Below are 22,449 nucleotides of genomic sequence, written 5' to 3'. Positions count from 1 at the left end.
GAAAGAAAAGTGTAAATTGACTGGCAACCGTAACAAATAGAGCATGCAACTATATCGGACCTATCGTCGATTGACGGACGAATAGGGTTGGTAGAACTCAAGCACATCGCAGTTCTGCGAAGCTTGGGGGAATTGTCATGCACTTGACGCACGTTGCCGGCGAGCTGTCCGCGCGCCCTAAGAAGTTCCTCGAAACCGATATGCTGGTGGTGCGCTGGATCGCGCAGGCTGCAGTCAATGTCGAGCTGTTCACGATCCCGCTCTACATGACCTCGCTCTATTCGGTGACGGGGATGCACCCGATCACCAGCCAGGGGAACAGCTTCTACAAGGGCCGGCAATGGCCCGGCGCCAAGACCAGCGCGGTGTTCGAGCACAAGCCCGGCAAGAAGGGCTGGGGCAACAAGAAGGCGTTCAACATCGTCTTCTCGGTGTTCATCCAGGAGATGCTCCACCTGCAGATGGCGGCGAACCTTGCCACCGCGGTCGGCGCCACGCCCAGCTTCACCGCCACCACGCTGCAGAGCGGCAACCATGGCTGGACCTGCTACGGGCCCAAGCTCAGCAAGATTCCCGGCATCGTCGACCTGAAGGACACCAACCGGTTCGAGAAGGTCGCGGTCAATGTCGGCCCGCTCGACAAGGAGCGGATCGAGCTGTTCCTTGCGATCGAGCAGCCGCAGGAGACGGCGGAGAAGGACATCGTCCGCAACAAGGGGAAGTATTTCCCCAAGGTGCCTTTCCCCTACACCACGATCGAGCAGCTCGACGCCAACATCATGTTCGGCTCGATCGGCTATATGTACCAGTGCTACCGCGACTATCTGCTGATCCGATACGAGGACGGCACCCGGCTCTGGGACCATGTCATGGACGCCTCGGGCCAGCAGAACGACCTGTTCAACAGCTTCAGCTTCCCCGGCCATCCGATGCGCGAGTTCATGGGCTTCGAGACCACGATTGCGCTCACCGACCCCGAGATCGCGCTGAAACAGGCGCTCAACATGATGAACGCAATCACCGATCAGGGCGAAGGCGCCACGCTCGGTGCGCGCTATGACGAGAAGGGCCAGCGGCTGAAGGACGAGAGCGCCAAGCTCGTCCAGGGCGTGGTCAATCCGCATTACTGCCCGGATCGCGACGCGCTCGCATCGGACTATCCGAGCTATTCGCAGACCGGCAAGCTGATCCCCTCGTCCGACGCCGCGGCACGCGCCGAGAATGACGGCATCGACCATTATACGCGCTTCCGCGAGATCGAGGACATCCGGGGGAGCGGCGGGCTCGAGACCTGGGACCAGTCGCCGCTGGTCGGCAAGTGGAGTGGCAAGGATCTCACCACCGAAGGCTATGATCCGAAGGACAATCCCTATGGCCTGGCCACGCCCGATCAGATCGCGGCGTCGCTCAATGCGCTGAAGGCCGGCAAGGAAGCCGCGGCCAACTACCAGAAGATGAGCCAGGCGGTGTGCGGTGCGATCAAGGGCGTCACCACCGTGCTCGACAATTACTGGAACCCGGCAGGCGCCACCGTGTCCTTCCCGTTCCCGTCGATGGCGGGATCGGGCGACCGCATGTCGACCGCCTGGGCGGTGTTCGGCAAGACGCCGGACCTGTCGGTGGGCGTCGGCCAGCCGAACAAGAACGTGGTCAACCATGCCTGCCAGGGCCTCGACGTTGCCGAGGTCGGCGGCAAATGGGGCGCCAATGCCTGCGCGCAGACCTCGATCTACCACACCTGCCGCGGCTCGAACCTGTGCAAGGGCCAGGGCGGTTGCGGCTTCGTCCAGCTCACCAGCGGCGGCGGCAGCTGCGGCGGGGCGGGGGGCAGCTGTGGCGGTGCTTCGTCCAAGACTTCGAACGCGCCCAAGGCCAGCCCGGTGGCGAGCGGCAGCTGCGGCACGCCGACCACGGTGAAGGGTGGCGGCTGCTCGGCGGTGACGCTGCGCAGCTATGGCGGCCTGTGTGGCACGCCGTCGCCCAGCCCCACGCCGTCGAGCTGCGGCGCGCCCACTCCCACGCCGAGCGGCCCGATGTACACCGCGCCGAGCGACAATATCTGCGGCGGCTTCGGTGGCTGCGCGGTGCCGATCTCGGCGCTCCAGCTCTATCCCAAGGCGGGCACGATGGAGGTGTGGGCGCTGGTCGGCAGCACCAAGCCGGTGCTGTGCGGCACGCCCAAGCCCACGCCGTCGCCTTCGGGCTGCGGGGCGCCCGAAGCCAAGGCGGACAAGAATCTGTGCGGCACGCCTTCGCCTGCGCCCACGCCCACCCCCTCGGGCTGCGGCGCGCCGACTTCGAAGAAGATCGCCACGATCGACTTCAAGGTCGGCGACAAGGTGGAGGACATCGCCTTCCAGGCCTTTGCCAAGGTCGTCGCCTACAAGGTCAATGGCGATCCGGACAAGCCGGTGCCGGGCCTGACCCAGCAGGCGCCGAACGACCTGCGCCTCGCCTATCCGCCCTCGACCTGAGGGCGGTGCGGCGATGACGCAGCCCCGGCTCGGCCTGCCCAATCCCGGCGACGGGCTGGGGCTGCGCGAGGAGCATTTCCCGCATCTGATGGCGACGCCCCCGGACCAGTGGGGCGTCGACTGGTTCGAGGCGATCACCGAGAACCTGCTCGACAATCACGGCTATGGCCTGCGCGTATTCGAGCATGTCGCGGCGCACCGGCCGGTGGTGCTCCACGGCGTGTCGCTATCGATCGGCAGCACCGCGCCGCTCGACCTGGCCTATCTCGCCAAGTTGCGCGACCTGGCCGAGCGCTTCCGGCCGCTCTGGGTGTCGGACCATCTCTGCTGGACCGGGGTGCAGGGGGTGAACAGCCATGACCTGCTGCCGCTGCCGCTCACCGAGGCAGCGCTCGCCCATGTCGCCGATCGGGTGCGTGCGGTGCAGGATTTCCTCGGCCGTCCGCTGATCGTCGAGAACCCCAGCACCTATCTCGAATTCCGCGCCAGCCGGATGCCCGAGGCCGAGTTCCTCGCGCGGCTGTGCGACCTGACCGGCTGCGGGCTGCTGCTCGACGTCAACAACGTCCATGTCTCGAGCTTCAACCACGCGCTCGATCCGCTCGACTATATCGAGGCGATCCCGGCGGCGCATGTCGTCCAGGTCCATCTCGCCGGGCCGAGCGATCACGGCACCCACCTGATCGACACCCATGACGCGCCGGTGCCCGATGCGGTGTGGCCGCTCTATGCGCGCGTCTGGGAGCGCTGTGGCCCGGTAGCGACGATGGTCGAGTGGGACGCCAGCATCCCGCCCTTCGACGTGGTGGCGGCCGAGCTCGCCAGGGCCCGGCAGGTGCGTGCGGGGCTCGCCGTTGCCGCCTGATCTGGCCACGCTCCAGCACTGGATGCAGGACGCGATTCTCGCCGATTCGGATGCCGGTTCGCGCGCGCATGTCCGCGGCGACAATCGCCTGACTGCCGAGGACCGCATCGGCATCTATGCGCGCGGCTATCGCCAGCGGCTGATCGAATGCCTGGAGAGCGAATACCCGCTGCTGCACGCCCTCGCCGGGCCCACCGCCTTCCAGCTGTTCGCCCAGGGCTATATCGCGGCCTGCCCCTCGCGCAGCTACACGCTCTACGCGTTCGGCGCGGGCTTTGCCGACTGGCTGGAGGCGTCGCGCCCGCCGGGCGGGGCGCAGGACGTGGGCGCGATCCCGGCGGCGCTGGCCCGGATCGAGCGGACCATGGCGGAAGTCCACCGCGCCGAGGGGATCGAGCGGTTGCCGTCACGCGACTATCCCGGTGTCGCGCCGGCCATCGCCGAGCTGCTCGCGCTCGCTGAGCCGCGGCTCTGGTGGCGGCCGGACAGCGTGCGGCTGCTCGCGTTGCCCTTCGATTTCAGCGCGATGCTGGCGGGTGGCGATCCGATCCCGCCGCGCCCGGAGGCGATGCTGCTGGCAGTCGCCCGCGCGCACTACCGGGTGACATGCCATCCGCTCGAGCCGTGGCAGTTCGACTGGCTGGTCGCGCTGCCCGGCGATCCGGCGCACGCCGTGCCGGCCGAACCGCGCCTCGCGGGCTGGCTCCCCTTCGCGGCGGCGCATGGCATCATCGCAGGTATCTAGGCTTTTCCTTTTCCCCGGCGAAGGCAGGGACCCAGGCTAAGCAGTGCGCGATGAAGGCGCGCCTGGGCGCGTGACTTTCAAGGCTGGGCCCCGGCCTTTGCCGGGGAAAGAAGTGGAGGCTAGGCCTTGCTTAGATCCGGTGCTCGCCCTTCACCCAGCGCACCGTGCCCGAATGGGCGCGCATCACCACGCTCTCGGTGGTCATCTTGCCGGCGAAGCGCTTCACGCCTTCGAGCAGCGAGCCGTCGGTCACGCCCGTCGCTGCGAAGATGCAGTCGCCCTTGGCCAGCTCGGTCAGGTCGTAGATCTTGTCGAGATCCTCGATGCCCCATTTGCGCGCGCGCTGGCGCTCGTCCTCGTTGCGGAACACCAGCCGGCCCTTGAACTGGCCGCCGACGCAGCGCAGCGCCGCGCAGGCGAGCACGCCCTCGGGGGCGCCGCCCTGGCCCATATAGACGTCGATCGTCGTCTCCGGATCGGTGGTGGCGATCACGCCGGCCACGTCGCCGTCGCCGATCAGCACCACGCCGCAGCCGACGCCGCGCAGCTCGGCGATCAGCTTCTCGTGGCGTGGGCGATCAAGCACGCAGGCGATGATCTCGTGCGGCGCCACGCCCTTGGCGGCGGCGATCGCCTTCACATTCTCGGTCGGCGACTTGGCCAGGTCGATCACGCCTTCGGGATAGCCCGGACCGACCGCGATCTTGTCCATATAGACGTCGGGGGCGTTGAGCAGGCCGCCCTTCTCGGCGACGGCAAGCACCGCCAGCGCATTGGGGCCGGCCTTGGCGCAGATCGTCGTGCCTTCGAGCGGGTCGAGCGCGATGTCGATCGCCGGGCCCTTGCCCTGCGCCGCGCCCACCTTCTCGCCGATGAACAGCATCGGCGCCTCGTCGCGCTCGCCCTCGCCGATCACCACGGTGCCGTCGAGATAGAGCTTGTTGAGCGCGTCGCGCATCGCCTCGACGGCGGCGGCATCGGCCGCCTTTTCGTCGCCGCGCCCGGTGAGAGTCGAGGCGGCGATCGCCGCCGCTTCGGTCACGCGCACCATTTCGAGGACGAGGACGCGGTCAAGCGCGTGGCTGGCGGTCTGCGACATGGGAAAGGATCACCCCCGAAGATTGGACTTGGAGGGGCGATTAGGCAGGGCGGCGGCGCTTGTCGATGCCGCTAACGTTGTCAGGCCGATCTGCCCGCATTTCGGCCACATCGTTGCGCTAGCGAAGCGACTCTCCGGGGGCGGGAGGAATGTGCGATGCTGATCCTTGCCACGCTGCTGCTCGCCCCGGCCCAGGCCGAAGCCCAGGCGCCGGCGCTGACCCCGGCCGAAGCGATGGAGATGCATCGCCGCACCTGGTCGGCGAACCCGCAATGTACCCGCGCACGCGACGAGAACGAGATCACGGTCTGCGCGCGGTGCGAGGCGGACAAGTACCGCGTGCCCCTGGTCACGCCCTATACCGGGCCGGATACCGATGCCGGACGCCTCGCCCGGCTGTTCGACGGGGCGGACGGGAATATGCCGTGCGGGCAAGGCGCCTTCACCGTCCGCTGCGGATCGGTGGGCGTCACTGCAACGGTCAGCGCGCGCGGCGTGCACACGGTACGCCGCGATCTTGCGCCCTGAGGGAAACGAGAGGCGAGCCGTGCGTTAGGCGCGGTGGACCAATTCGGGAGCTTCCATGCTGCTTCTCGCGCTGGCCCTTAACGGGGCCACCACCATTGCCGACGATCCCCAGCGCCACCGCAAGGCGCGCACGGTGCGCGTCACCCGCATTCCCGCGCGTGCCGCGCCGGGCCGCAGCGTGCTGGTGGCGACGCCAGCCGACCCGAACCAGCGCTACCGGCTGCCGCTGGCGAACACCGAGGTTGTCGATCCCAAGGCGGAGGCGGTGAAGAGCCAGGGCATGCCCTGCGGAACCACCGGCGCCCCCTGGTGCCCGCGCAAGGGCCGGCAGATCGTGAAGACCAGCCTGGGCGATTAACCGCCCAGGATGTGCATCCACATCGGCTCGCCGGTCAGGCTGGCCGATCCGCGCAGCTTGGCGAGCGCTGCGGCGACCGCACTTTCGGGCCCTTCGTGCGTGACGATGGCGACGAGCACGGTGCCATCGGCGCTGGCGCCGCGTTGCATCAGGCTCTCGATCGAGACGCCCGCATCGCGCATCGCCGCGGCGATCTCGGCGAGCACGCCCACCTTGTCGGCCACGGTGAAGCGAACATAGGCGCGGCCGGTCCGCTCGCCGGTGTCGGCCGCGGCCGGGGCGGCGAGGGCAGCGGCGGGCATCGCATAGGGCGGGCCGAATTCGCCGCGGGCGATGTCGATCAGGTCGGCCACCACGGCCGAGGCGGTCGGGCCGTCGCCCGCGCCGGCACCCTGGAACAGCAGGCGGCCGACGAAATTGCCTTCCGCCACCACTGCGTTGGTCGATCCGGTGACGTGCGCCAGCGGGTGGCTGAGCGGCACGAGGTGCGGGTGGACGCGCTGGAACAGCCCGCCCGCGCTGGCATCGGCGACGCCGAGCAGGCGGATGCGATAGCCGAGCGCCGCTGCCTCGGCGATGTCGGCCGCCATCACATGGCGCACGCCGGTGATCGCCATCTGGTCGAACGCCGGCTGGGTGCCGAAGGCGAGGCTGGCGAGGATCGACAGCTTGTGCGCGGCATCGACGCCGTCGATGTCGAAGCTCGGATCGGCTTCGGCATAGCCCAGGCGCTGCGCCTCGGCGAGGATGTCGGCGAAGTCGCGGCCTTCGGCTTCCATCTTGGACAGGATGAAATTGCAGGTGCCGTTGAGGATGCCATAGACGCGGGCGATCTCATTGGCGGCGGCGCCTTCGCGCAGCCCCTTGATTACCGGCACGCCGCCGGCCACCGCAGCTTCGAACTTGAGCGCGAGGCCGGCGTCCTCCGCGGCGCTGGCCAGCTCGAGCCCGTGATGCGCGATCATCGCCTTGTTGGCGGTGACGAAGCTCTTGCCGTTGGCGAGCGAAGCGCGGGCGAGCGCCAGCGCCGGGCCGTCCGATCCGCCGACCAGCTCGACCACGACATCGGCCTTGGGATGCTGTGCCAACGCGGCAGTATCGTCGACCCAGTCGAAGCGGGAGATGTCGACGCCGCGATCCTTGGCCCGGTCGCGCGCGGAGACGGCGACCACTTCGATCGGACGGCCGGCACGGCGGGCGATCAGTTCGCCATTCGCGTCGATCAGGCGAATCACGCCCGCGCCGACGGTGCCAAGGCCTGCAAGTGCGATACGAAGCGGTTCGGTCATGATCTCTCTCACGCAAAAATAAGCCCCTCCCCTTTAGGGGAGGGGTTGGGGGTGGGGGACGTCTCACCGAGACTGCGCCTGCGGATATGCCCCACCCCAACCCCTCCCCCGAGGGGGAGGGGCTTTCAAGATACTATTTCTTGATCAGCCCGATCTCGACCAGCCGCTCGAACAGATAGTCGTGCGCGGTGATCGGCGTCGGATAGCGGTTCGGGTTCTCGTCCGTGATGGTCGACGGCAGCGTCTCGATCAGGAAGTCCGGCGCCGGATGCAGGAAGAAGGGCATCGAGTAGCGCGGGGTGCCGCGGCGCTCGACCGGCGGGTTGACCACGCGGTGGGTGGTCGAGGGCAGATAATGGTTGGTCAGCCGCTGCAGCATGTCGCCGACATTGATCACCATCGCGCCTTCGGGCGGCTTGACCGGCAGCCAGCGGCCGTCCTTGTCGAGCAGCTCGAGGCCGGCTTCCTCGGCACCGAGGAGAAGCGTGATCAGGTTGATGTCCTCATGCGCGCCGGCGCGCACTTCGGGGGCATCGGCGGGCACCGGCGGATAGTGGAGCAGGCGCAGCACCGAATTGCCGTCCCGCACCGCGCGATCGAACCAGTTGGGCTCGAGGCCAAGATAGATCGCCACTGCCGAAAGCAGCCGGTCGCCGGCATCGTCGAACGCCTGGAACAGCTCGAGGAAGGTCTCGCGGAAGCCTTCGGGCTGGTCCGGCCAGATATTGGCGGCCATGTCCTTCTCGAAGCGATGGCCCTTGGCCAGCTCGCGCCCGACATGCCAGAATTCCTTCAGGTCGACATGCGTCGCGCCCTTGGCGATCTCGGTCTTGAACGGCGTGTAGCCGCGCGCGCCCCCGCCGCCCGCGACGAAATAGGCGCGCTTGGTTTCCTCGGGCAGGTCGAAGAACGCCTTGGTCATCGCCCAGGCGCGGTCGATGAGTTCCTGCGGCACGCCATGGTCCGATACCATCGCGAAGCCGAAACGGCGGAAGGACTGGCCGAATTTCTGTGCGAACCCTTCGGGGTCGTTCGCCTGTTCGGCCATCGAGACGAGCGGTACCTCGTCGAGAACGGTTGCCATTTTACGAGTCTCCTTGGCGGTCAGTTAGACCCGCCGGTGCCGGCGCGACAAGAGGCGCCCCGGCACTGCCATGACTCGCGTGGCGGCAAGGCGAATTGCGCGCCGTCAAAGCGGCGCGCGCGGCCTAGCTGCCGCGGACCTCGATCCGGCCCTTGGTCTTGCCGTCGCCATCGGCCGAAAGGTCGAGCGTGAAGGGGTCGCCGTCGTCGGTGGTGCCGGCAAAGCCGCTGCCCTGTGCAGTGAACTTGAAGTCCTGCTCGGTCAGCTGGTCGCGGAACCAGCCCTGCACCTTGTCGAGCGCGGCGGGGCTGGCGAAGCTGGCCGATACCTTGCCTTCGTCCTTGCCACCCGGCTTGTCCTGGCCGGAGATGTTGAAGCTGCCGAGCGTCGAGCCGGGGTAGAGCTTGACGCCGTTCAGGTCGAAATTCTCGGCGGTCACCTTGATCTGCGGGACCTTGAACTTCGCCTTGAAGTCGGTGCCGTTCACCGCGACCGTGCCGTTGTCCATCGTGAAGCTCGAATTGTCGTCGCCATCGACGTCGATCGAGACCGAGGTGCCCTTGCCGTTGCAGGCGGCGAGCGCGAGGGGGAGCAGCAGGAGCAGCGGGCGCATGATGGGTCTCCGTAGGCGTGTTATTCAAACAACACACTAGCGCAGATGCGCGCCGACTGCAACTGCGTGCCGAACAGGGGGTGACGCGGGCGCGATGATGCGCCATTTGCGCGGCCATGGAAGAGCCGCACCTCACAGCAAGTGCCCGGAACAAGGCGCCGCTCGGCTTTGTCGAGTTCGTCAGCCTCGTCGCCGCGATGATGGCGCTCACGGCGCTCGGCATCGATTCGATGCTGCCCGCCTTGCCGGCGATCGGCGCCAGTCTGGGCGTGGATGAGCCCAATCACCGCCAATATGTGATCACCGCCTTCCTGATCGGCTTCGCCTTCGCCCAGCTGATCTACGGCCCCCTTTCGGATCGCTATGGCCGGCGGCCGGTGCTGGTGATCGCGCTTGCGCTCTATGTTGCGACCAGCGTGCTGGCGGCGGCATCGGGCAGCTTCACGCTGCTGTTGATCGCGCGCGCGGCGATGGGCGCCTCGGCGGCGGGTGCGCGCGTCGTCTCGATCGCGCTGGTGCGCGACTGCTTCGCCGGCCGGGCGATGGCGCGGGTGATGAGCCTTGCGGTGATCGTTTTCATGGCGGCGCCGATCTTCGCGCCGAGCCTTGGCCAGCTCGTGCTGTTCGTCGGCGCCTGGCGGCTGATCTTCTGGATGGTCGCGCTGATCGCGGCGCTGGTGCTGACCTGGTTCTGGCTGCGCATGCCCGAGACGCTGGCCCAGGACGCGCGCCTGTCGCTCAACCCTGGCCGGGTCCTTTCCGATTATGGCCTGATGCTGCGCGATCGCCAGGCTGTGGGCTACACGATCGGCGTCACCCTGCTTTCGGGTGGGCTGTTCGGGTTCATCGGCTCGGTGCAGCAGGTAATGGAAGAGGTGTTCCATGCGCCCGGGTTGCTCGCAGTGGTCTTCCCCTGCGTTGCCTCGACCATGGCGCTCGCTTCCTTCGCCAACAGCTGGCTGGTGATGAAGATCGGCATGCGCCGCATCTCGCACACGGCGCTGGTTGGCATGATCGGTTTCGCCGCGCTCCACCTCGTCCTCGCCTGGTTCGGCTATGAGGCGCTGTGGAGCTTCATCCTGCTCCAGGCGCTGATGATGGGGTGCGTCAGCCTTTCCACCTCCAATTTCTCGGCGCTGGCGATGGAGAAGATGGGCGAGATCGCCGGCACCGCGGCCAGCCTGCAGGGCTTTGTCAGCACGCTGGGCTCGGCGCTGATCGGCGCCGCGATCGGCCAGTCGTTCAACGGTACCACCGTGCCCATCTATGCCGGATTCCTGCTTATGGGCGTCCTCTCATTCGTGGTAGTAGCGTTGACCGAGCGCGGACGGATGTTCCGCCCCAGCTAGGGAACGCTCGGGCTTCATCGCCGTTCGCACTTCGAAGCCCCGCCGTCGTGGCGGGCGCGCAGCGTGAGGACAGGCGATGGGTGGCTATCAGGTTCCGGGGCGTGGTCCGGGCGACGACGGGTTCGACGAGGAAGGCTATGACGAGAGCCAGCGCGCCGAGATCCTCGAGGCCACGACCGACGGGCCGAGCGACGGCAACATTCTCACCGACATGACGCCAGACTATGGCGACGACGACGATGACGACGAAGACGATCTCACGATGGTCGACGACGAGATCGGCGAGGAGGATGACGACGCGGATCAGGGCGCGCGCGCCATCTCCGAGGACGAGGTCCAGGACGATTTCGACGAGGACGAGCTCGAGGACGACGACGATCTCGACGATGCCGACGAGGACGCGCTGGAGCCCTGAGGCCCGGCCTTGACGTACGCTCGGGGGCGGCAGACCATGCCGCCCCATGAACCGCGATCCCAGGGTTGACGCCTATATCGCCGGCCGCGCCCCATTCGCGCAGCCGATCCTCAGCTGGCTGCGCGAACGTTTCCATGCCGCGGTGCCCGAAGCGGAGGAGACGATCAAATGGTCGCATCCCTTCTTCACGCTCGGGGGCAAGCCCTTCGCCAACATGGCGTCGTTCAAGGCGCATGCGAGCTTCGGCTTCTGGAACCGGCAGGACAATGAAACCGGCAGGGAAGGCGAGGGGATGGGCCAGTTCGGCCGCATCGAATCGCTCGCCGACCTGCCTGACGCTGCCGAGGTCGAGCGGCTGATCCGCGAGGCGGCGGCCAAGCTCGGCGAGAGCAAGCCCGCCCGGCCCCGTGCTGCGCCCAAGGGCGAGGCCGAAGTGCCGCCCGAGCTGGCCGAGGCGCTCGCCGCGGACGATGCCGCCGCTGCCACCTTCGACGGTTTCCCGCCCAGCTGTCGCCGCGAATATTGCGACTGGATCGCCGAGGCCAAGCGTCCCGAGACCAGGGCCAAGCGCGTCGGCGACGCCGTCGCCTGGATGCGCGAAGGCAAGCGGCGCAACTGGAAATACGAGAATTGCTAGACGAAGCTCGTTGCCATCCCCTCTCGGAATGATATGTTACATCATCATAACGAGAGGAGAACTGCCATGGCCCGTGTTGCCCGCATTCCCGAACCCGCCCTGATGAGCAGCATGAACGTCACGCCGTTCATCGACGTGATGCTGGTCCTCCTGATCGTGATGATCCTCTCGATCCCGATCGCCACGCAGAAGGTGCCGATCGACCTGCCGTCGGGGAAGAATCCGGTCGCCGAGCAGCTTCCGCCCGCCGTGCTCGGCATCGATCGCCAGGGCGCTTTGTTCTGGAACGGCGCGGCGATCCCGGATGCGGCGCTGGCCGAGAAGCTCGGCGCGCTCCACCAGTCGGGGGCGACGCTTCACATGCAGACTGATCCCGAGGCGCGCTACGAGCGGTTCGACGCGATCCTCGCCCAGGTGAAGACCGCCGGCGTCACCAGACTCGGCTTCGTCGGCAACCGCCCGCTCGAGGACTAGGGAGGCCACGGAACAGGCGCATCCGGCCCTTCGTTACGCTCCCGAACGAGAGAGGATTCCCCCGGATGCGCCTTCCCCTGATCGCCCTGTTTGCGCTCGGCGCCTGCACCAGCCAGCCGCCCGCCGCCAATGTTACGCAGAGCGAGGAGACCAACATTACCGACGACGCCTCGCCCGCGCCGCTCGACAAGCGCCCGATCAAGGCCGATGCGACGCCCGCCGCCACCCCGGCGCCCGCGCCCGCCAAGACTCCCGATGTGGTGAGCGAGGCACCCTTCAGCGAAGACAGCGCTCAGGGCGCCGCCAATGTCGTCCAGACCTATTATGCGCTGATCGAGGCGGGCAAATATGGCCAGGCCTATGCGCTGTGGAGCCCGGGCGCGGCGGGGATGCCCCGCGAGGCGTTTGCGGCGAGCTTTGCCAAGTATCGCGACTATCATGCCGAGATCGGCGCCCCTTCGGCGATCGAAGGCGCGGCCGGCTCGCGCTACGTGACGGTGCCGGTGCGCGCCTATGGCAATCTCAAGGCCGGCGGCCCGTTCAATCTGCGCGGCTCGGTCACGCTGCGCCGCGCCGCGGTCGATGGCGCCACCCCCGAGCAGCGCCGCTGGCATATCAGCGGCAGCGATCTCAAGCCGCGCCCGGGCGAGGTGCCGCCCGCCACGGTCGACAATCGCTCCCAGGCGCGCTTCCGCTGCATCGACGGCGTGCGCATCGTTGCGCGCTTCGATCCGGACAAGGGTCAGGTGATGCTGGTCCGCGCCGGCCGGACGATGGTCCTCCAGCAGCAGCGCATGGCCTCGGGCATCCGCTATTCGAACGGGCGCGTCACCTTCCAGGGCAAGGGCGACAACATGACGTTCGAGGCGCTGGGTCAGCCGCCGGTCGTCTGCGCGGTGATCCGCTAGCTCATCCGTCGATCAGGTTCTGCAGCACCGCCAGATCGCTGTTGCTCACATTGGTGCCGGTCGCGTCCTCGAGCGCGGCCGCCGCCCGGTGGCTCTCCTTGTCGCCCAGCCCGATAAAGCTGACCGCGGTGAACAGCACGCCGGCGGCCCAGAGCAGGGCGGCCCAGCGGCTGCGGAAGATCCGGGAGGGGCGGCGCGGGATCATGCCCCCGGCGTAGCCGCGCGGGAATGAAGGCTGCGCTTCCGGAATTGGTTAAGCTAGAAGAGGCGCATGGCACGCTACACCGCGACGATCACCGCCGGCCCCGAGGACATTGACGAGCTCGGCCATGTCAACAATGCCGTGTGGGTGAAGTGGATCCAGGACGTCGCGGTGGCGCACTGGTATTCGCTCGCCTCGCCCGAGCATGAGGCGGCCTATTTCTGGGTCGTGACCCGGCACGAGATCGATTATCGCGGCAACGTCACCGAAGGCGAGACGGTGATCGCGGAGACCTGGGTCCCCGAGCCCCCGCGCGGCGCGCGCTTCGATCGCCACATGAAGTTCACCGGTGCCGACGGGAAAGTCCGCGTCGAGGCCAAGACCACCTGGGCAATCATCGACCGCGCCACCCAGCGGCTGATCCGCGTGCCGGCCGAGGTGGCGGCACCGTTTCTCTCCTGATCAAATCCTCCCCCAGAACGAAGCGGCGGGGGAGGGGGACCGCTCGCGAAGCGAGGGGTGGAGGGGGGCGCCCACGGCGCGTCCACCGCGTGCGGGGCGTCCAGGACGGCGCGGCTTCGCCTCGCCGCCCCCTCCGTCACGCTTCGCGTGCCACCTCCCCCGCCGCTGCGCTTTGGGGGAGGATCTAAAAACTAGCCGCTGTTCCGCAGTGCCGTCGCGATCGCGTTGATCGACAGCAGGATGCCTTCGCCGACCCGCGGGTCCTCCTCGCCGGCACGATGCCGCTTCAGAAGCTCGATCTGCAACAGGTTGAGCGGCTCGATATAGGGCAGGCGCAGGCGGATCGAAGTTTCAAGCGCCGCATGCTTCTCCAGCAGCCGCGTCTGGCGCGTCGCCTGGAGCAACCCGTCATGCGTCTTCTGCCAGCCCTCGCGGATGCGGCCGAAGATCGCGTCGCGCAGGCCCTCGTCCTCGACCAGGTTGGCGTAGTGCGCGGCGATCTCCATGTCAGATTTGGCGAGCACCTGCTCCATGTTCGCCAGCGTCGAGGCAAAGAGCGGCCAGGCCGTCGCCATCTCGCGTAGCAGCCCCTTGTCCTCGAACTGTTCGATCGCCTGGCCGACGCCGTACCAGCCCGGCAGCATGATCCGGGCCTGTGCCCAGCTGAACACCCAGGGGATCGCGCGAAGGTCCTCGATCGCGTCGCTCTTCTTGCGGCTGGCCGGACGCGAGCCGATCTTCAGGCCCGCGATCTCGGCGATCGGCGTGGCCTGGCGGAAGAAGCGGGTAAAGCCGTCGGTCTCATAGACCAGCCCGCGATAGGCCTTGAACGCCGCATCGGAGAGCTGGTCCATCGCGGCGGCGAAGCGTTCGGCATCGGCCTTGTTCAGCTTCTCGGGTTCCAGGCTGGCGAGCAGCGTCGCCGAAGCCATGGCCTCGAGGTTGGTCCGCGCGCTCTCGCGCGTGCCGTATTTGGCGGCGATGATCTCGCCCTGCTCGGTCACGCGGATGCGGCCCTGCACCGTGCCCTTGGGCTGGGCGAGGATCGCCGCGAACGACGAACCGCCGCCGCGGCCCACCGCGCCGCCTCGGCCATGGAACAGCTGCATGCCCAGTCCGGCCTTCTCGAACACCGGCTTGAGCGCGGTCGATCCGCGCGACAGCTGCCAGGTCGAGGTCAGATAGCCGCCGTCCTTGTTCGAATCGGAATAGCCGATCATCACTTCCTGGTGCCCGCGCTTCGCCGCGATCGCGGCGACTTCGGGCAGGCCCAGCCAGGCTTCCATGATCGCCGGCGCGCCTTCGAGATCGCCGATCGTCTCGAACAGCGGGATCGCCATGATGTGTGCCTGCGGCGCGTCGCCCGGAATGTAGAGGCCCGCTTCCTTGAGCAGGATGTGCACCTCGAGCAGGTCCGACACCGACTGCGCCATCGATACGATATAGTGGGTGATGCACTGGCGGCCGTACTTGGCGTGCGACTGCGCCGCCATGCGGACGATCGCCAGCTCGGAGGCGGTCTCCTCCGAATATACGGCATAGGGGCTGGTCAGCGGCCGCGCGTTCGCCAGTTCCTTGCGAAGCAGCGCGATCCGCTCGTCCTCGGATAGCGCGGCATAATCGTCGACCACGCCGCCCGCCTTGAGCAGCTCGGCGATCACGCGCTCGTGCACCGCGCTGTTCTGGCGCATGTCGAGCGTGGCGAGGTGAAAGCCGAAGGTCTCCACAGCGCGGATCAGCCGGCCCAGTGCGCCGCCGGTGGCGAGCGGTCCCTCGCCTTCGTCGGCCAGCGCATGCGCGACGATCACCAGCTCCTCGCGGAACTCGCCCGGATTGGCATAGGGCTCGGCGGCTATCGCGGCGGGGCGCGGCGGCGCCTTGCCGGTCAGCTTCTGGTGGGTGGCCGAAAGGCGGGCATAGATGCCGGTGATCGCGCGGCGATAGGGCTCGTCGGCGCGGCTCTTGGCTTCGTCATGGCTGGCCTCGGCAAGCTTGAGCAGCGCCTCGCTCACCGTGACGTGCTCGGTCGAGATCGAAAGCTCGGCGCCAAGCGCGTGCACCGCGTCGAGATAATAGCCGAGCACCGCCTCGGCGGCGCGGGCCAGCGCGAACTGCATCGAATCGGCGGTGACGAAGGGATTGCCGTCGCGGTCGCCGCCGATCCAGCTGCCCGGACGCAGGAAGCTCGGCGTGCGGCTGCCCAGCGCCCGGTCCCAGCGCGCATAGAGGGCAGGCAGCACCGGCAGGAAGATGTCGCGCAGGTAGGAGAGCGCCGTCTCCACCTCGTCGGCCACACCCAGCTTCTCGCGGCGCAGGACGCGGGTCTGCCACAGCAGCGCGATCTGGCGGAGGATCGCTTCCTCCACCTTGTCGCCATCCTCGGTCTCGGCCACGCCGCGGTCGCGCAGCAGCATCAGCTCGGCGATCCGGTTCTTGTGGTCGATCATCGACTTGCGGCGCACTTCGGTGGGGTGCGCGGTCAGCACCGGAGCGATCAACGCATGGTCGAGCAGCGCCATCACCTGGTCCTGGCCGATGCCTTCGCCCGCCAGCCGCTTGAGCGCGGCGGCAACATCGGCATCCTGTTCGGTCGCCACGCCCTGGCGATCCTCGGCCAAGTTGGCGAGCATCGAGAACAGCATGAAGCCGCGGGTGAAATCGAGCGTCTCGTCCAGGCTCAGCCGATCGAGCCCTCGATCGACCGATCCCGATCCCGCCACGCCGCGCGCGCGGTCCACCGAGGTCGATCGGATATATTCGATGCGCTTGAACAGCTCCTCGCCGCCATAGGCACGGATCACGTTGCCGAGGAGCCGACCGAGGAAGCGAACATCCTCGTTATTTGCGATTGCGAGGCTAGCCATGAGGCGCGTTGCTGCACTGCGAAATGTTACGGGGTCAATGCGAAAGCGCTTGGCCCCCTGTTTAGTTTCGCTTTCTGCCGCAAAGGTCTGAGAAATCAGCGCGCAACTACGCTCGACTCTTCCAGCCAGCCGCCGACGCCCGGATCATTCTCGATCAGCGCGTCGGGATCCTGCGCCGGCGGGGCGAGATCGGCGCCGAGTCCGAGCGAATCGGGGATCACCACCAGGGTCGTGCCGGGGCCGACGACGTCGGCCAGCGCGCGGCGGAAGGGGTCGCTGCCCTGGAAGCGGCCGGCATCGGGGCCGGCGCGGTTGGCGGCGGCATAGCCTTCGCCGGGCAGCGCGAGCCGCTGCCAGCGATAATTGCCCGCCACGACATCCTGCAGAACATAGGCCTGCACCCGGTCGATCTCGCCGTCGAACGCCACCGGCGCCGATCCGATCTCCACGCCGTTGCGCAGCACCACCATCCGCCGGTCGGCGCCGCTCACCACGATCGAGACCGGGCCGGCGCGCGAAAGCTCGGGCCGCCACACCGCCGGTCCGGCGGGGAAGGCGGGCGACTGGGTCGGCTTGGCGCCGATGCGCAGCGCCGGCGCCTGGTTGGTGACGATCACGGTCATGCCCAGTTCGGTCTCGTCGAACAGCAGGCGGGCGAACTCGCTCGGCAGGCGGATGCAGCCGTGCGAGGCGGGATAGCCGGGCAGGTTGCCTGCGTGCAGCGCGATGCCATACCAGGTCAGCCGCTGCATGAACGGCATCGGCGCGTTCGAATATTTGCTCGACCGGTGCCACTTGGCCTTTTGCAGGATGGTGAACACCCCGGTCGGGGTGCGGTGCCCCGGCTTGCCGGTGGAGACGGTCGAGACTGCGATCGGCACGCCGTTCCGATAGGCGACGACGCGCTGGGTAGCGATGTTCACCACCACCAGCATCGGGCCCGACGGCGCGATCTCGGGCACCCAGAGGAACTGGCCGGGCTGGAGCCGTTCGACCGCGGCCATCACGTTGCCGCCGGCGATCGGCTGCATCTGCGCGGTGCCCGCGGTGGCGAGCAGCCCGCAGGCCGCGGCGAGCGCGAGCGCGCGGAAACGCCTGGATCTGAGCAAGAATCACCCCCGTGAGACGACGTCATGACATCCTATCAGCCCGCCGCCGCAACGAAAACGGGCGGTTGCGGGAAAGCAGCAAGTCCCTAACTTGAGGGCATGAATCCGGCTCAAGGGATCGCGAGGCAGCTGCGCGGGGCGCTGATGGGCCAGGTGCGCGCAGTGTTCAACGACCAGAACAAGGGCGAGAAGCCTGTTCAGCGCAAGCCGGACGAGAGCCTGTTCGGCCCCGAGTCCGTGGTCTGGCGCGTCCACGGCGACGTCACCACGATGATGGTCGGCGGCGTCGCGGCGCTGCTGCTCCAGATGCTCCATCCGGCGGTGCTCGCCGGGGTCTGGGATCATTCGAGCTTCCGCGGCGACATGCTCGGGCGCCTGCGCCGCACCGCGCGCTTCATCGCCGTCACCACCTATGGCTCGGCCGCCGAGGCCGAGGAAGTGATCGACAAGGTCCGCGACGTCCACACCCGGGTGAAGGGCGTGCTGCCCGATGGCACCCCCTATGCCGCCGATGATCCGCACCTGCTCGCCTGGGTGCATGTCACCGAGGCTGTGAGCTTCCTCGATGCCTGGATCCGTTATGCCGAGCCGGGCATGAGCCGCGCCGACCAGGATGCCTATTTCGCCGATTTCGCCCGCATCGCCGAGGCGTTGGGGACGGACCCCATCCCACGCAGCCGCGCCGAGGCCGATGCGCTGATCGCGGCGATGCGCCCTGAGCTGCTCGTCGACGCCCGCACCCGCGAGGTCGCGCGCATGGTGCTCGATCAGCCAGCGCCAAACCTTGCCGTCGCGCCGGTCCAGGCGCTCACCTTCGGGGCGGCGGTCGATCTGCTGCCGCCCTGGGCGCGGGCGATGCACGGGCTTTCCGGCCCCGGTCTCGCCACCCCTGCGCTGCGCATCGGCACGCGCGGCGTGGCCAGCACGCTGCGCTGGGCGTTCCGCTAGGGGCTGGTCGCTAGTTCGCAGCCTTGCGTGCCGCCGCCGTCGCCGCGACATCGGCGGCGGTGATCACCCCGTCCTTGTCGGCATCCTGCTCGGCAAAGGTCCGCCCGGCGATCGCGTCATATTCGGCGCGGTCGATCCGCCCGTCCTTGTTGGTGTCGAGCGCGCCGAAGCGGACATGCGTCTGGCGGATCTGGCGGGTGCGCTCCTCCGCCTGCTTCTCTGCGCTGTCGCCCGAAGCTGCGAGCTGCCTGTCGAGCCGCGCCGAATATTCGCCGACATATTCGGCCTCGGAGATGCTGCCGTCCTTGTCCGCATCGGTCGCCGCGAAGCGTTCGGCGCGGGCAGCATCATATTCGGCGCGCGGCAGCTTGCCGTCATGATTGGTGTCATAGGCGGCGAGGAAGGCGCCGCCGGCATGCTGGGCCTGGGCGGGCAGGGCTGCGAGGCCGGCCGCCGCTGCGGCGAGGATCAGGGGAATGCGCATGCGTGTCGCTCCGCTCAGGCCGCGTCGAAGGCCAGGGTATAGGTATAGCTGCGATAGGGCGTCGCCGATCCGGCCGGCGCTTCGGTGCGGTGGCGTACCAGCATCAGATAGATGCCGGCATCGCTCGGGCGCAGGCTGAAATTGCCCTGCGCGTCGGACTTCACCGTGGCGACGATCTTCTTGCCGTCATAATTGCCCGCCGCGCGGAACAGCGTGACGTCGGTGTTCGCCAGCGGCTTGCCGTCGAACAGCAGCCGGAACTTCGCGTCGCCGCCCGCGGTGATCTCGCTGGGATGGGTGACCGGCTGCACTTCCAGCGCGGTGCCGATCGGCTTGAGCGCACCGGCGCTGGCGGCACCGCGGGTCACATAGGCCTCGGCCAGCGTCGTGCTCTGCACCGCCACTTCGCGCGCGCCCGCCGGCGGCGCCCCGTCCTCGCCGGCGATGATCCACTTGCCGTCCGCCTGGTACATCTTGCCCATCCGTCCCAGTCGCTGGCCGGTGGTCAGGCGATAGGTGCCCTCGGCCTTCAGGTCCGCTTCGAAGATGGTCAGGTCGCGCAGATAGGTCGGCGTGCCGACTTCGCCGCGCGTGCCGTCGGGCCGGATGAAGTGGAAGGGCGCGTCCTTCATGCCGATCTCGGGCACGAACGGGTCTTCGCCGAACGAGGACGTGACGGTCACGTGATCGCCCTTGCCCACGTCGAACAGCGTGGGGAGCAGATAGGGCATGTGCGCCCGGGCAACGCCGCCCAGCGCCAGCGCGCCGAGCGCGCCCAGCAGGATCAGTTTCGGAAATCGCATGACGAAGCCCCTCAAGGATGTTGAGAGGCGAATTATTGCGATTCACTATCAATCGCAAGTAAGAAGCGAAAAAGAGGCGGCCATCCCGCAGGGGAGGCCGCCTCGCTTTTCCTCAGACGTCGAGATTGGCGACGCTGAGCGCATTCTCCTGGATGAAGTCGCGGCGCGGCTCGACCACGTCGCCCATCAGCTGGGTGAAGATCTCGTCGGCGACGTCGGCCTGATCGATCTGCACCACCAGCATCGAGCGATTGGCCGGATCGAGCGTCGTCTCCCACAGCTGCTCGGCATTCATCTCGCCAAGGCCCTTGTAGCGCTGGATGGCCAGGCCCTTGCGGCCGAACGCCAGGATCGCATCGAGCAGCTGGCTCGGGCGCGACACCAGCGCCTCGCCCTTGCCGACGGCCACCGGCACGTCATTCTCGTCGACTTCGGCCGGCGCCGGCGCTTCCGCCTCTGCCGCGGCGCTCGCCTTGGACGAGACCAGCTTGGAGGGCACGAGATAGCTCGGCGCCTGCTCGGCGGCGAGGCCGTGGAGCTTGCGCGCCTCGGCGGAGACGAGGAACGCCGCCTCGACGATGTGGTGATCGGTCACGCCGCGCCACAGCCGCTCGAAATGATAGCCGCCGTCCTCGGTGATCCGCGCCGACCAGCGCGCATCGGTGTCGGCGGCATCGAGCCGGGCGACCGTGGAGGCCAGGCTGGCCGCGCGCTGCTCGAGCGTCGCGACGGGGTCGAGCCCGCCACCCAGCGCCAGCACTTCGATGATGTCGGCCGAATAGCGGCGCGGCACATACCGCATCAGGGTGCGCATGCGCCGCGCATGCTCGACCAGCTCGCGCAGTTCCTCGCCGCCGCGCTGGGTGCCCTGGGTATCCAGCACCGTGCCGCCCACGCCGGCATCGACCAGATACTGGTCGAGCGCCGCATCGTCCTTCAGATACACTTCGCTGCGGCCCTTGCTCGCCTTGTAGAGCGGCGGCTGCGCGATGTAGAGGTGCCCGGCTGCGATGATCTCGGGCATCTGGCGATAGAAGAAGGTGAGCAGCAGCGTGCGGATATGCGCGCCGTCCACGTCTGCGTCGGTCATGATGACGATCTTGTGGTAGCGCAGCTTCTCGATGTTGAAATCGTCGCGGATGCCGGTGCCGAGCGCCGTGATGATCGTGCCGATCTCGCGGCTGGCGAGCATCCGGTCGAAGCGTGCGCGCTCGACGTTCAGAATCTTGCCGCGCAGCGGCAGGATCGCCTGGAACTGGCGATCGCGGCCCTGCTTGGCCGAACCGCCTGCCGAGTCACCCTCGACGAAGAACAGCTCGGACTTGGCCGGATCGCGCTCCTGGCAGTCCGCCAGCTTGCCGGGCAGGCTGGCAATGTCCATCACGCCCTTGCGCCGGGTCAGCTCGCGCGCCTTCTTGGCAGCTTCGCGCGCGGCGGCGGCGTCGATCACCTTCTGGATGATCATCTTCGCGTTCGCCGGATTCTCTTCCAGCCATTCCGCCAGCTTGTCGGCCATCAGGCTCTCGAGCGGCTGGCGCACTTCGGACGAGACCAGCTTGTCCTTGGTCTGCGAGCTGAACTTGGGATCGGGCAGCTTGACCGAGACGATCGCGGTCAGGCCCTCGCGCATGTCGTCGCCGGTAAGGCTCACCTTCTCCTTCTTCAGCATGCCGCTCTTGTCGGCATAGCTGTTGATGGTGCGGGTCAGCGCGGCGCGGAATGCGGCCAGGTGCGTGCCGCCATCGCGCTGCGGGATGTTGTTGGTGAAGCACAGGACGTTCTCGTAGTACGAGTCGTTCCACTCCAGCGCCACGTCGATGGTCACGTCGTCGCGCGTGCCTGCGATCGCCACCGGATCGGGCATCAGCGGCTGCTTGTTGCGGTCGAGCCACTTCACGAACGCGGCGATGCCGCCCTCGTAATAGAGTTCGACTTCCTTCACTTCCTCGTGCCGCGCGTCGCGCAGGAACAGGCGCACGCCCGAATTGAGGAACGCCAGCTCGCGATAGCGATGCTCGAGCTTGTCGAAGTCGTACTCGATCTGGTTCTTGAAGGTGCCGCCGTCGCCGGGGACCTTCTCGGTCGAGGCGAGGAAGGTCACGCGCGTGCCCTTCTTGCCCTCGGGCGCCTTGCCGATCACCTTCAGGGGCGCAACTGCATCGCCATAGGCGAAGCGCATCCAATGCTCCTCGCCGTCGCGCCAGATGTTGAGGTCGAGCCATTCGGAAAGCGCGTTCACCACCGAGACGCCCACGCCGTGCAGGCCGCCCGACACCTTGTAGGCATTGTCGTCGCTGGTGTTCTCGAACTTACCGCCGGCGTGGAGCTGGGTCATGATGACCTCGGCTGCCGACACGCCTTCCTCGGGGTGGATGCCGGTCGGGATGCCGCGGCCATTGTCCTCGACCGAGACCGAACCGTCGGCATTCAGCTGGATGATGATCTTGTCGCAGTGGCCGGCCAGCGCCTCGTCGATCGCGTTGTCCGAGACCTCGAACACCATGTGGTGCAGGCCCGAGCCGTCGTCGGTGTCGCCGATATACATGCCGGGACGCTTGCGCACCGCGTCCAGGCCCTTGAGGACCTTGATCGACTCTGCGCCGTAGCTGTTCTGGTTCGGGGTATTTTCGGGAGTGGTGTCGTCGGTTGCCATGCCCAGCATATAGGTATTGGCGGCGCGAAACGGAAGCAAAATGGCGCTTTGCCCGCGCAGGGAATCATGATGAATTGTGGATGAGG

The 22,449-nt window shown here is 67.7% G+C and carries 22 protein-coding genes; 12 read left to right on the top strand and 10 right to left on the bottom strand.

Going from position 1 to position 22,449, the window contains the following annotated elements; all coding sequences use genetic code 11:
• Nucleotides 1–137 precede the first annotated feature (137 nt).
• The 3 genes from P6144_RS06490 to P6144_RS06480 are packed head-to-tail and all read left to right on the top strand — an operon-like array spanning nt 138 to nt 4,084.
• A complete protein-coding gene (locus tag P6144_RS06490) occupies nt 138–2,474 on the top strand; it encodes a ferritin-like domain-containing protein (RefSeq protein WP_277766923.1) in 2,337 nt (778 codons plus the stop codon).
• A gap of 13 nt (nt 2,475–2,487) precedes the next feature.
• Complete coding sequence (locus P6144_RS06485) at nt 2,488–3,339, top strand: DUF692 domain-containing protein (RefSeq protein ID WP_277766922.1); 852 nt, start codon at nt 2,488–2,490, stop codon at nt 3,337–3,339.
• Nucleotides 3,329–4,084, top strand: coding sequence for a DNA-binding domain-containing protein (locus P6144_RS06480; RefSeq protein WP_277766921.1), 756 nt, complete (start codon nt 3,329–3,331; stop codon nt 4,082–4,084). Before P6144_RS06485 ends, P6144_RS06480 begins: the two co-directional genes overlap by 11 nt.
• A gap of 130 nt (nt 4,085–4,214) precedes the next feature.
• Here P6144_RS06480 and glpX read toward each other — a convergent pair whose 3' ends face one another.
• A complete protein-coding gene (glpX, locus tag P6144_RS06475; protein WP_277766920.1) occupies nt 4,215–5,183 on the bottom strand; it encodes a class II fructose-bisphosphatase in 969 nt (322 codons plus the stop codon).
• 156 nt (nt 5,184–5,339) lie between these two features.
• On the opposite strand from glpX, the gene P6144_RS06470 reads away from it, so the two are divergent.
• Together P6144_RS06470 and P6144_RS06465 are read left to right on the top strand one after the other, a co-directional pair.
• Complete coding sequence (locus P6144_RS06470; protein ID WP_277766919.1) at nt 5,340–5,711, top strand: hypothetical protein; 372 nt, start codon at nt 5,340–5,342, stop codon at nt 5,709–5,711.
• Nucleotides 5,712–5,766: 55 nt separating this feature from the next.
• The gene (locus P6144_RS06465; RefSeq protein ID WP_277766918.1) at nt 5,767–6,069 is read left to right on the top strand and encodes a hypothetical protein; all 303 of its coding nucleotides are present in this window, start codon (nt 5,767–5,769) and stop codon (nt 6,067–6,069) included.
• On the opposite strand, the gene P6144_RS06460 is transcribed toward P6144_RS06465, so the two are convergent.
• The 3 genes from P6144_RS06460 to P6144_RS06450 all read right to left on the bottom strand — a co-directional run bounded on the left by P6144_RS06460 (nt 6,066) and on the right by P6144_RS06450 (nt 9,055).
• Entirely contained in the window at nt 6,066–7,358 is a 1,293-nt protein-coding gene (locus P6144_RS06460; RefSeq protein WP_277766917.1) for a homoserine dehydrogenase, read from the bottom strand. The two genes, P6144_RS06465 and P6144_RS06460, sit on opposite strands and share 4 nt — an antisense overlap.
• Before the next feature lie 133 nt (nt 7,359–7,491).
• Complete coding sequence (locus tag P6144_RS06455) at nt 7,492–8,442, bottom strand: 2-oxoglutarate and iron-dependent oxygenase domain-containing protein (RefSeq protein ID WP_277766916.1); 951 nt, start codon at nt 8,440–8,442, stop codon at nt 7,492–7,494.
• 124 nt (nt 8,443–8,566) lie between these two features.
• A complete protein-coding gene (locus P6144_RS06450) occupies nt 8,567–9,055 on the bottom strand; it encodes a hypothetical protein (RefSeq protein WP_277766915.1) in 489 nt (162 codons plus the stop codon).
• 116 nt (nt 9,056–9,171) lie between these two features.
• On the opposite strand from P6144_RS06450, the gene P6144_RS06445 reads away from it, so the two are divergent.
• From P6144_RS06445 to P6144_RS06425, 5 genes are all read left to right on the top strand, one after another.
• Nucleotides 9,172–10,404 carry a multidrug effflux MFS transporter gene (locus P6144_RS06445; RefSeq protein ID WP_277766914.1) on the top strand — a complete coding sequence of 411 codons (1,233 nt, stop codon included), beginning with the start codon at nt 9,172–9,174 and terminating at the stop codon, nt 10,402–10,404.
• 76 nt (nt 10,405–10,480) lie between these two features.
• On the top strand, nt 10,481–10,819 hold the full coding sequence (locus P6144_RS06440; protein WP_277766913.1) for a DNA primase: 339 nt from the start codon (nt 10,481–10,483) through the stop codon (nt 10,817–10,819).
• Nucleotides 10,820–10,865: 46 nt separating this feature from the next.
• On the top strand, nt 10,866–11,456 hold the full coding sequence (locus tag P6144_RS06435) for a YdeI/OmpD-associated family protein (protein WP_277766912.1): 591 nt from the start codon (nt 10,866–10,868) through the stop codon (nt 11,454–11,456).
• A gap of 66 nt (nt 11,457–11,522) precedes the next feature.
• Nucleotides 11,523–11,930, top strand: coding sequence for a biopolymer transporter ExbD (locus tag P6144_RS06430; RefSeq protein ID WP_277766911.1), 408 nt, complete (start codon nt 11,523–11,525; stop codon nt 11,928–11,930).
• A gap of 65 nt (nt 11,931–11,995) precedes the next feature.
• Nucleotides 11,996–12,838, top strand: coding sequence for an MliC family protein (locus tag P6144_RS06425; RefSeq protein ID WP_277766910.1), 843 nt, complete (start codon nt 11,996–11,998; stop codon nt 12,836–12,838).
• Nucleotide 12,839: 1 nt separating this feature from the next.
• On the opposite strand, the gene P6144_RS06420 is transcribed toward P6144_RS06425, so the two are convergent.
• Nucleotides 12,840–13,043 carry a hypothetical protein gene (locus tag P6144_RS06420; RefSeq protein ID WP_277766909.1) on the bottom strand — a complete coding sequence of 68 codons (204 nt, stop codon included), beginning with the start codon at nt 13,041–13,043 and terminating at the stop codon, nt 12,840–12,842.
• Nucleotides 13,044–13,109: 66 nt separating this feature from the next.
• Between P6144_RS06420 and P6144_RS06415 the strand changes: the two genes are divergently transcribed.
• On the top strand, nt 13,110–13,502 hold the full coding sequence (locus tag P6144_RS06415) for an acyl-CoA thioesterase (protein ID WP_277766908.1): 393 nt from the start codon (nt 13,110–13,112) through the stop codon (nt 13,500–13,502).
• A 191-nt stretch (nt 13,503–13,693) separates the two neighbouring features.
• On the opposite strand, the gene ppc is transcribed toward P6144_RS06415, so the two are convergent.
• Both ppc and P6144_RS06405 read right to left on the bottom strand, forming a co-directional pair.
• Nucleotides 13,694–16,366: a phosphoenolpyruvate carboxylase gene (gene ppc / locus P6144_RS06410; protein ID WP_277766907.1), complete on the bottom strand. Its 2,673-nt coding sequence runs from the start codon at nt 16,364–16,366 to the stop codon at nt 13,694–13,696.
• Between the two features lie 95 nt (nt 16,367–16,461).
• Nucleotides 16,462–17,475, bottom strand: coding sequence for a L,D-transpeptidase (locus P6144_RS06405; protein ID WP_277766906.1), 1,014 nt, complete (start codon nt 17,473–17,475; stop codon nt 16,462–16,464).
• 99 nt (nt 17,476–17,574) lie between these two features.
• Here P6144_RS06405 and P6144_RS06400 point away from each other — a divergent pair, with 99 nt between their 5' ends.
• A complete protein-coding gene (locus P6144_RS06400; protein WP_277766905.1) occupies nt 17,575–18,423 on the top strand; it encodes an oxygenase MpaB family protein in 849 nt (282 codons plus the stop codon).
• Nucleotides 18,424–18,433: 10 nt separating this feature from the next.
• On the opposite strand, the gene P6144_RS06395 is transcribed toward P6144_RS06400, so the two are convergent.
• From P6144_RS06395 to gyrB, 3 genes are all read right to left on the bottom strand, one after another.
• Nucleotides 18,434–18,907 (bottom strand): hypothetical protein, encoded by a 474-nt coding sequence (locus P6144_RS06395; protein ID WP_277766904.1) that lies wholly within the window; start codon nt 18,905–18,907, stop codon nt 18,434–18,436.
• A gap of 14 nt (nt 18,908–18,921) precedes the next feature.
• Nucleotides 18,922–19,710, bottom strand: coding sequence for a DUF4198 domain-containing protein (locus P6144_RS06390; protein ID WP_277766903.1), 789 nt, complete (start codon nt 19,708–19,710; stop codon nt 18,922–18,924).
• Between the two features lie 112 nt (nt 19,711–19,822).
• Nucleotides 19,823–22,372, bottom strand: coding sequence for a DNA topoisomerase (ATP-hydrolyzing) subunit B (gyrB, locus tag P6144_RS06385; RefSeq protein WP_277767414.1), 2,550 nt, complete (start codon nt 22,370–22,372; stop codon nt 19,823–19,825).
• Nucleotides 22,373–22,449: the final 77 nt, after the last annotated feature.

It is taken from the genome of Sphingomonas sp. HITSZ_GF (genome assembly GCF_029543155.1).
Classification (GTDB): Bacteria; Pseudomonadota; Alphaproteobacteria; order Sphingomonadales; family Sphingomonadaceae; genus Sphingomonas.
This window is presented reverse-complemented; position numbering and strand designations above follow the sequence as displayed.

Coding starts and splice junctions, on each gene's coding strand:
- P6144_RS06490 (WP_277766923.1), top strand. CDS start 138: ATGCACTTGACGCACGTTGCCGGCGAGCTGTCCGCGCGCCCTAAGAAG.
- P6144_RS06485 (WP_277766922.1), top strand. CDS start 2,488: ATGACGCAGCCCCGGCTCGGCCTGCCCAATCCCGGCGACGGGCTGGGG.
- glpX (WP_277766920.1), bottom strand. CDS start 5,183: ATGTCGCAGACCGCCAGCCACGCGCTTGACCGCGTCCTCGTCCTCGAA.
- P6144_RS06470 (WP_277766919.1), top strand. CDS start 5,340: ATGCTGATCCTTGCCACGCTGCTGCTCGCCCCGGCCCAGGCCGAAGCC.
- P6144_RS06465 (WP_277766918.1), top strand. CDS start 5,767: ATGCTGCTTCTCGCGCTGGCCCTTAACGGGGCCACCACCATTGCCGAC.
- P6144_RS06460 (WP_277766917.1), bottom strand. CDS start 7,358: ATGACCGAACCGCTTCGTATCGCACTTGCAGGCCTTGGCACCGTCGGC.
- P6144_RS06455 (WP_277766916.1), bottom strand. CDS start 8,442: ATGGCAACCGTTCTCGACGAGGTACCGCTCGTCTCGATGGCCGAACAG.
- P6144_RS06450 (WP_277766915.1), bottom strand. CDS start 9,055: ATGCGCCCGCTGCTCCTGCTGCTCCCCCTCGCGCTCGCCGCCTGCAAC.
- P6144_RS06445 (WP_277766914.1), top strand. CDS start 9,172: ATGGAAGAGCCGCACCTCACAGCAAGTGCCCGGAACAAGGCGCCGCTC.
- P6144_RS06440 (WP_277766913.1), top strand. CDS start 10,481: ATGGGTGGCTATCAGGTTCCGGGGCGTGGTCCGGGCGACGACGGGTTC.
- P6144_RS06435 (WP_277766912.1), top strand. CDS start 10,866: ATGAACCGCGATCCCAGGGTTGACGCCTATATCGCCGGCCGCGCCCCA.
- P6144_RS06430 (WP_277766911.1), top strand. CDS start 11,523: ATGGCCCGTGTTGCCCGCATTCCCGAACCCGCCCTGATGAGCAGCATG.
- P6144_RS06425 (WP_277766910.1), top strand. CDS start 11,996: ATGCGCCTTCCCCTGATCGCCCTGTTTGCGCTCGGCGCCTGCACCAGC.
- P6144_RS06420 (WP_277766909.1), bottom strand. CDS start 13,043: ATGATCCCGCGCCGCCCCTCCCGGATCTTCCGCAGCCGCTGGGCCGCC.
- P6144_RS06415 (WP_277766908.1), top strand. CDS start 13,110: ATGGCACGCTACACCGCGACGATCACCGCCGGCCCCGAGGACATTGAC.
- ppc (WP_277766907.1), bottom strand. CDS start 16,366: ATGGCTAGCCTCGCAATCGCAAATAACGAGGATGTTCGCTTCCTCGGT.
- P6144_RS06400 (WP_277766905.1), top strand. CDS start 17,575: ATGAATCCGGCTCAAGGGATCGCGAGGCAGCTGCGCGGGGCGCTGATG.
- P6144_RS06395 (WP_277766904.1), bottom strand. CDS start 18,907: ATGCGCATTCCCCTGATCCTCGCCGCAGCGGCGGCCGGCCTCGCAGCC.
- P6144_RS06390 (WP_277766903.1), bottom strand. CDS start 19,710: ATGCGATTTCCGAAACTGATCCTGCTGGGCGCGCTCGGCGCGCTGGCG.
- gyrB (WP_277767414.1), bottom strand. CDS start 22,372: ATGCTGGGCATGGCAACCGACGACACCACTCCCGAAAATACCCCGAAC.